The organism is Micromonospora sp. KC213 (assembly GCF_004348325.1).
GTDB lineage: Bacteria > Actinomycetota > Actinomycetes > Mycobacteriales > Micromonosporaceae > Micromonospora.
Genome location: NZ_SMKF01000064.1, coordinates 23,461 through 29,892, shown reverse-complemented (window position 1 = coordinate 29,892; position 6,432 = coordinate 23,461). Strand labels below are relative to the sequence as shown.

Genomic DNA, 6,432 nt, shown 5'->3' with positions numbered 1-6,432 from the left:
GTGCCGGGGTGGGACGGCGAGGCGGAGCACGTCGGCGAGGCTGCCGGCGTACCGGTCGGCGACGGCCCGCGCGAGCCGGGCGACCTCGGGGGCCAGCACCGGCTCCGGGGAGACCACCTTCTCCAGGTACGCCAGCCGGGGGTGGGCCGACTCCGCGACCCGCTCCAGCAGCCAGCCGTCGACCAGCTGCCCGGCGAAGCGGACCTTCACCCGCACCCCGGGGAGCGCTTCGCCGTCCAGGGCGGCGGGGACCAGGTAGTCGAACGGACGGTCCAGGTGCGGCAGGGGGACGTCCACGCAGACGCGCGCGACCGGCGACCCGTCGGCGGGTCGCCGGTCGCCGCGCCTGGTGCCGGTCAGGCTCCCGCGGCCGACTTGAGGTCGGCGGCCCGGTCGGTGCTCTCCCAGGTCAGGTCCGGCAGCTCGCGGCCGAAGTGGCCGTACGCGGCGGTCTGCTGGTAGATCGGGCGGAGCAGGTGCAGGTCCCGGATGATGGCGGCCGGGCGCAGGTCGAAGACCTCCGTGACGGCCTTCTTGATCGCGGAGACCGGCACGGTCTCGGTGCCGAACGTCTCGATGAACAGGCTGACCGGGTGCGCCTTGCCGATGGCGTACGCGACCTGCGCCTCGCAGCGCTCGGCCAGGCCGGCCGCGACGACGTTCTTGGCCACCCAGCGCATCGCGTACGCGGCCGAGCGGTCCACCTTGGACGGGTCCTTGCCGGAGAAGGCGCCGCCGCCGTGTCGGGCGTACCCGCCGTAGGTGTCGACGATGATCTTGCGACCGGTCAGGCCCGCGTCACCCATCGGCCCGCCGATCTCGAACCGGCCGGTTGGGTTGACCAGCAGCCGGTAGCCCTCGGTCTCCAGGCCGAGGCCCTCCAGCTCCGGCTCGATAACGTGCTCGCGCACGTCCGGGGTGAGCAGCGACTCCAGCGAGATGTCCGCCGCGTGCTGGCTGGAGACGACCACGGTGTCCAGCCGCACCGGCCGCAGTTTGTCGTACTCGATGGTGACCTGGGTCTTGCCGTCCGGCCGCAGGTACGGAATCGTGCCGTCCTTGCGCACCGCGGCGAGCCGGCGAGCCAGCCGGTGCGCCAACGCGATCGGCAGCGGCATCAGCTCGGGCGTCTCGGAGCACGCGAAGCCGAACATCATGCCCTGGTCGCCGGCGCCCTGTGCGTCCAGCGCGCTCTCCGACGCGCCGGTACGCAGCTCGAAGGCGTTGTCGACACCCTGGGCGATGTCGGCGGACTGCTGGCCGATGGAAACGCTGACCCCGCAGGACGCGCCGTCGAAGCCCTTCTTCGACGAGTCGTACCCGATGCCGAGGATGGTGTCCCGGACGATGGTCGGGATGTCGGCGTATGCCTTGGTGGTCACCTCGCCGGCCACGTGCACCTGGCCGGTGGTGATCAGGGTCTCGACCGCGACACGGGAGTGCGGATCCTGGGCGAGCAGGGCGTCGAGGACGCCATCGCTGATCTGATCGGCAATCTTGTCCGGGTGGCCTTCCGTGACCGATTCGGACGTGAAGAGACGTGTCACGGCACTCCTAAGCACTTGAGAACTCTTTTGAAAAGGTCGCTCCGCGGCAGTTTAATCACCCGGGTCAGCGGATGGTTCGGGAACATGCGACGCCCATTGCTCAGGGCCGGTCGGCCAGGCGGGACACCACGAGGTCCCAGACGCCGTCGGCCAGGTCCTCCTTGTCCTGTTCGGGCAGGACGTGCACGGTGCCGTCGGCGGCGATGACGGTCGCGGCGTTGGTGTCCGCCCCGAAGACCTTGTCCACGCCGACCTCGTTGACGACAATCAGGTCCGCCCGCTTGCGGGCCAGCTTGGCCCGCCCGTTGGCCTCCGCGTCACCGGTCTCGGCGGCGAACACCACCAGCAGCTGCTCCGGCCGGCGCTGCCGGCCCAGCTCGGCGGCGATGTCGGGGTTGGTGACCAGCTCGATGGTCGGGGCACCGCCGCCGTCCACCTTCTTGATCTTGCTGGAAGCGTAGCTCGCCGGACGGAAGTCGGCCGGTGCCGCCGCCATCACCATGACGTCGGCGCCCTCGGCCGCCGCCAGGGTGGCGGTGCGCAACTCCTCGGTGGTGCCGACCCGGACCAGATCCACCCCGGCCGGGTCCGGCAGGGCCACGTTGGCCGCGACCAGGGTGACCCGGGCGCCGCGGGCCACCGCCGCCCGCGCGAAGGCGTACCCCTGCTTCCCGGAGGAGCGGTTGCCGAGAAACCGGACCGGATCCAGTGGCTCGCGGGTGCCGCCGGCGGTCACCACCACGTGCCGGCCGGCGAGATCGGCCGGGGCGTCGACGCCCCGGGCGAGGGCCCGCCGGGCGATGGCGAAGATCTCCGACGGGTCGGGCAGCCGACCCTTGCCGCTGTCGGCTCCGGTGAGCCGACCCACGGCGGGCTCGATCACGCGTACCCCCCGGGAGCGCAGCGTGGCCACGTTGGCGACGGTGGCCGGGTGCTCCCACATCTCGGTGTGCATCGCCGGCGCGAGCACCACCGGGCAGCGGGCGGTGAGCAGCGTGTTGGTGAGCAGGTCGTCGGCGAGACCGTGGGCCGCCCTGGCGAGCAGGTCCGCCGTGGCCGGCGCGACGACCACCAGGTCGGCCCGCTGGCCGAGCCGGACGTGCGGCACCTCGTGCACGTCGGACCACACGTCGTCGGCGACCGGCTGGCCGGAGAGCGCCGCCCAGGTCGGCGCCCCGACGAAACGGAGCGCCGACGCGGTCGGCACCACCCGGACCCGGTGTCCGGACTCGGTGAACAGCCGCAGCAGCTCGCACGCCTTGTAGGCGGCTATGCCGCCACCGACCCCCAGGACGATCTCGGCGGACATCGACGCGCGGCGGTGTTACGGCTGGTCGGTCGGCTCGGCGGTGAGCAGGCCGGCGTTGATCTCGCGCATGGCGATGGAGAGCGGCTTCTCCTGCGGGGTCGTCTCCACCAGCGGGCCGACGTACTCGAGCAGGCCCTCACCGAGCTGGCTGTAGTACGCGTTGACCTGACGCGCACGCTTGGCGGCGAAGATGACCAGCGCGTACTTCGAGGTGGTCTTCTCGAGCAGCTCGTCGATCGGCGGGTTGGTGATGCCCTCGGGGTTGGCGATGGATCCCACGAAATACCCTCTGCGTCTGAAGTGTCCGCGCGAGCGCGGCTGGTCGCTCAACCGCGCAGGGGCGGCCGAGCGGGAGCCAGATAGGAAGAACCGAGCAAGCCTACCAGCTCGGTTACGGCCTGCTCGGTCAGGCCGTGGACCACGGTGTGTGCGACGGCCTCGGCGACCGCCGGTGAGGCACGCCACCCCGGCGGCGACAGCAGCACCAGGTCGACGCCGGGCAGCACCGCCCGCACGGCGAGCGCACCGGGCAGGTCGAGTGGGAGCAGCACCGGCCGCCCCTGCGCGAGCCGGGTCCGCAGCGGTTCACGGGGTGTGCCACGCAGGTGCGGTCCCATCCGGAACCACTCCAGCAACTCTCCGCCGGCGACCAGCCGGTCGAACTCGGCCGGTGTGACGAAGTGCCGGTCGACACCGTCGCGCTCGCCGGTGCCCGGCGGCCGGGTGGTCACCGGCACCGGCACCCACACGGACGGAAAACGCGCCCGGACCCGCTCGACCACACCGTCCCGACCGGCACCGGACGGTCCGGTCAGGACGGTGGGTCGAGCCGCCGGGCGCGTCTCGTCATCCGTGCTCACCGCTTGTTTCTACACGGTGGCGGAGCTCAGTTCGCGGCGAACTCTCCAAGCAGCGCCTTGCGCTGCTGCTCGCCCAGGCCACGCAGGCGACGGCTGTCGGCGATCTTGAGCTTCTCCATGATCTGAGTCGCCCGGATCTTGCCGATGCCCGGCATGGCCTGCAGGACGGCCGAGACCTTGAGCTTGCCGACGACGTCGTCGGACTCGGCCCGCTCAAGGACGGCGGCGAGGGTGGTCTTGCCCTGCTTGAGCTGCTCCTTCAGCTCAGCACGGGCCTTGCGGATCTCCGCGGCCTTCTCCAGCGCGGCAGCGCGCTGCTCAGGGGTCAGTGACGGGAGCGGCACCAGTTCTCCTCAGGTCCCTATCGCGACGGGCGGAACGCACCGCCGCTCTGTGAAACGTGGTGACGCTGACAACCAAAGGGGTCCATGGTTACCAGCGCGGGGAAAACTAGCGGTCGCCGGAGCTTTCGGCAACGTGGGCGCGCGAAGATCAACGTAAAGTGACCGAGCCGTCAGTCAGCCAGCACAGCCCGGCAGTCGGCCAGCACGCGCTCCGCGGCGGCCCGCAGGGCGGCCGGATCTGGGCCCGCTCCCAACACCTCGCGGGAGTACGACGGGAGCACCGAGGGCAGGCTCGGCCCGAAAACCAGGCGCAGGTCGGCGGCCGTCGCGCCCTGCGCGCCGAGCCCGGGGGCGAGCAGCGGACCGTTGACCCGGGACAGGTCGTGGCCGGTCTCGCCGACCGTCGCCCCCACCACGAGCCCGAAGCTTCCCAACGGCTGCGCACCCGCGTTGAGCTGGGAAATCTCGTCGATGACGGTCTGCGCCACGGTGCGGCCGTCGGCGGTGCGGGCCCGCTGCACCGACGCCCCCTCGGGGTTGGAGGTGAGCGCCAACACGAAGACGCCGCCGCCGTGCGCCGCCGCCAACTCGAACATCGGGGCCAGCGCGCCGACGCCCAGATAGGGGCTGGCGGTCACCGCGTCGACGTACAGCGGGGCGGCCGGGTCGAGGTACGCCGAGGCGTACGCGGCGACGGTCGAACCGATGTCGCCGCGTTTCACGTCGAGCAGAACGAGCACACCGGATTCGCGTAACTGTCGGATAGTTGACTCAAGAATTCCGACACCCCGGGCACCGAAGCGCTCGAAAAAGGCCGACTGGGGCTTGACGACCGCGACCCGGTCACCGAGGGCCTCGACCACCGTCCGGGAGAAACGCTCCAGCCCGTCGATGTCGTCCGGCAGTCCCCAGCGGGCCAGCAGTCCGGGATGCGGGTCGATGCCCACGCAGAGCGGTCCCCGCTCGGCAACGGCCCGGTGCAGCCGGGCGCCGAAGGTCTCCATCCGTCCCTCTCCTCACTTCGCTGCGGGACCGGCACCCGCCGACCCCGTCCTGCCCGCGCCGGCCCCGCCCGGGACCGTCGCCGCGGCCGGCTCAGCCGGCCTGCACCGCCGCGGCGATCCCGGCCGCGATCCGGGCCACGTCGGCGTCGTCGGTGACGTACGGCGGCATGGTGTAGACCAGGTCGCGGAACGGGCGCAGCCACACCCCCTGGGCCACGGCCGCGGCGGTCGCCGCCCCCATGTCCACCTCGTGGTCGAGCTGCACCACGCCGATCGCGCCCAGCACCCGCACGTCGGCCACCCCGGGAGCGCCCCGCAACGGCTCCAGACCGGCCCGCAACGCCGCCCCCACCCGGGACACCTGGGCGGCCCAGTCACCGGCCCGCAGCAGCCCCAGGGAGGCGTTGGCAACCGCACAGGCGAGCGGGTTGCCCATGAAGGTCGGCCCGTGGGCCAACACCCCGGCCGCGGAGATGCCCCGGGCGATCTCCGCCGTGCAGAGCACCGCGGCCAGGGTCAGGTAGCCGCCGGTGAGCGCCTTGCCCACGCAGAGCACGTCCGGGCTCACCCCGGCGTGTTCGGCGGCGAACATCGCGCCGGTGCGACCGAAGCCGGTGGCGATCTCGTCGAAGACCAGCAACACCCCGTGTGCCCGGGTCACCTCACGCAGCGCCCGCAGGTAGCCCGGATGGTGGAAACGCATCCCGCCCGCGCCCTGCACCACCGGCTCGACGATCACCGCGGCCAACTCGTGGGCGTGCTGCTCCACCGCGCCGGTCAGCGCCGCCAGGTACGCCGGGTCGGGCGCGTCGTCGAAGCCGCCGGGCGGGGCGGGGGCGAAGACCTGCCGGGGCAGCACGTCGCCCCAGAGGTGGTGCATCCCCCCCACCGGGTCGCAGACGCTCATCGGGTGGAACGTGTCGCCGTGGTACCCACCCCGCCAGGTGCCCAGCCGGCGGCGCTCCGGCCGGCCGGTGGCGCGTTGGTACTGCAGGCACATCTTGACCGCCACCTCGACGCCGACCGACCCGCTGTCGGCCAGGAAGACGTGCTCCAGGCCGTCGGGGGCCAGCTCGACCAGGGTGCGCGCCAGCCGGACGGCCGGCTCGTGGGTGAGCCCGCCGAACATCACGTGGCTCATCCGGCCGAGTTGCTCCACCACGGCCGCGTCGAGCACCGGGTGCCGGTACCCGTGGATCGCCGCCCACCAGGACGACATGCCGTCGACCAGCTCCCGGCCGTCGGCCAGCCGCAGCCGTACGCCCTCGGCGCCGCGCACCACGTACGGCGGCGCGGCCGGCGGCAGCGCCGCGTACGGGTGCCACACGTGCGCCCGGTCGGCGGCCAGGATCTCCTCGGGCGTCACGT

The 6,432-nt window shown here is 72.6% G+C and carries 7 protein-coding genes and 1 pseudogene; all 8 read right to left on the bottom strand.

Features of this window, described 5'->3' with window-relative positions; all coding sequences use genetic code 11:
* Positions 1-297, bottom strand: a pseudogene (locus E1166_RS15265) (primosome assembly protein PriA); the annotation flags it as partial.
* A 59-nt stretch (positions 298-356) separates the two neighbouring features.
* On the bottom strand, positions 357-1,547 hold the full coding sequence (gene metK, locus E1166_RS15260) for a methionine adenosyltransferase (protein WP_132339496.1): 1,191 nt from the start codon (positions 1,545-1,547) through the stop codon (positions 357-359).
* A 100-nt stretch (positions 1,548-1,647) separates the two neighbouring features.
* Positions 1,648-2,856 carry a bifunctional phosphopantothenoylcysteine decarboxylase/phosphopantothenate--cysteine ligase CoaBC gene (coaBC, locus tag E1166_RS15255; protein WP_132339494.1) on the bottom strand — a complete coding sequence of 403 codons (1,209 nt, stop codon included), beginning with the start codon at positions 2,854-2,856 and terminating at the stop codon, positions 1,648-1,650.
* 15 nt (positions 2,857-2,871) lie between these two features.
* Entirely contained in the window at positions 2,872-3,135 is a 264-nt protein-coding gene (gene rpoZ, locus E1166_RS15250; protein WP_007075826.1) for a DNA-directed RNA polymerase subunit omega, read from the bottom strand.
* Between the two features lie 47 nt (positions 3,136-3,182).
* Complete coding sequence (locus E1166_RS15245; protein ID WP_132339492.1) at positions 3,183-3,716, bottom strand: guanylate kinase; 534 nt, start codon at positions 3,714-3,716, stop codon at positions 3,183-3,185.
* A gap of 26 nt (positions 3,717-3,742) precedes the next feature.
* Positions 3,743-4,060: an integration host factor, actinobacterial type gene (gene mihF, locus E1166_RS15240; protein ID WP_088962722.1), complete on the bottom strand. Its 318-nt coding sequence runs from the start codon at positions 4,058-4,060 to the stop codon at positions 3,743-3,745.
* Between the two features lie 170 nt (positions 4,061-4,230).
* A complete protein-coding gene (gene pyrF, locus E1166_RS15235; RefSeq protein WP_132339490.1) occupies positions 4,231-5,064 on the bottom strand; it encodes an orotidine-5'-phosphate decarboxylase in 834 nt (277 codons plus the stop codon).
* A gap of 91 nt (positions 5,065-5,155) precedes the next feature.
* Complete coding sequence (locus tag E1166_RS15230) at positions 5,156-6,430, bottom strand: adenosylmethionine--8-amino-7-oxononanoate transaminase (protein ID WP_132339488.1); 1,275 nt, start codon at positions 6,428-6,430, stop codon at positions 5,156-5,158.
* Between the last annotated feature and the right edge of the window lie 2 nt (positions 6,431-6,432).

Bases quoted from the DNA above. Each gene is read 5' to 3' on its own strand.
- coaBC (WP_132339494.1), bottom strand. From the start codon at position 2,856: ATGTCCGCCGAGATCGTCCTGGGGGTCGGTGGCGGCATAGCCGCCTAC.
- pyrF (WP_132339490.1), bottom strand. From the start codon at position 5,064: ATGGAGACCTTCGGCGCCCGGCTGCACCGGGCCGTTGCCGAGCGGGGA.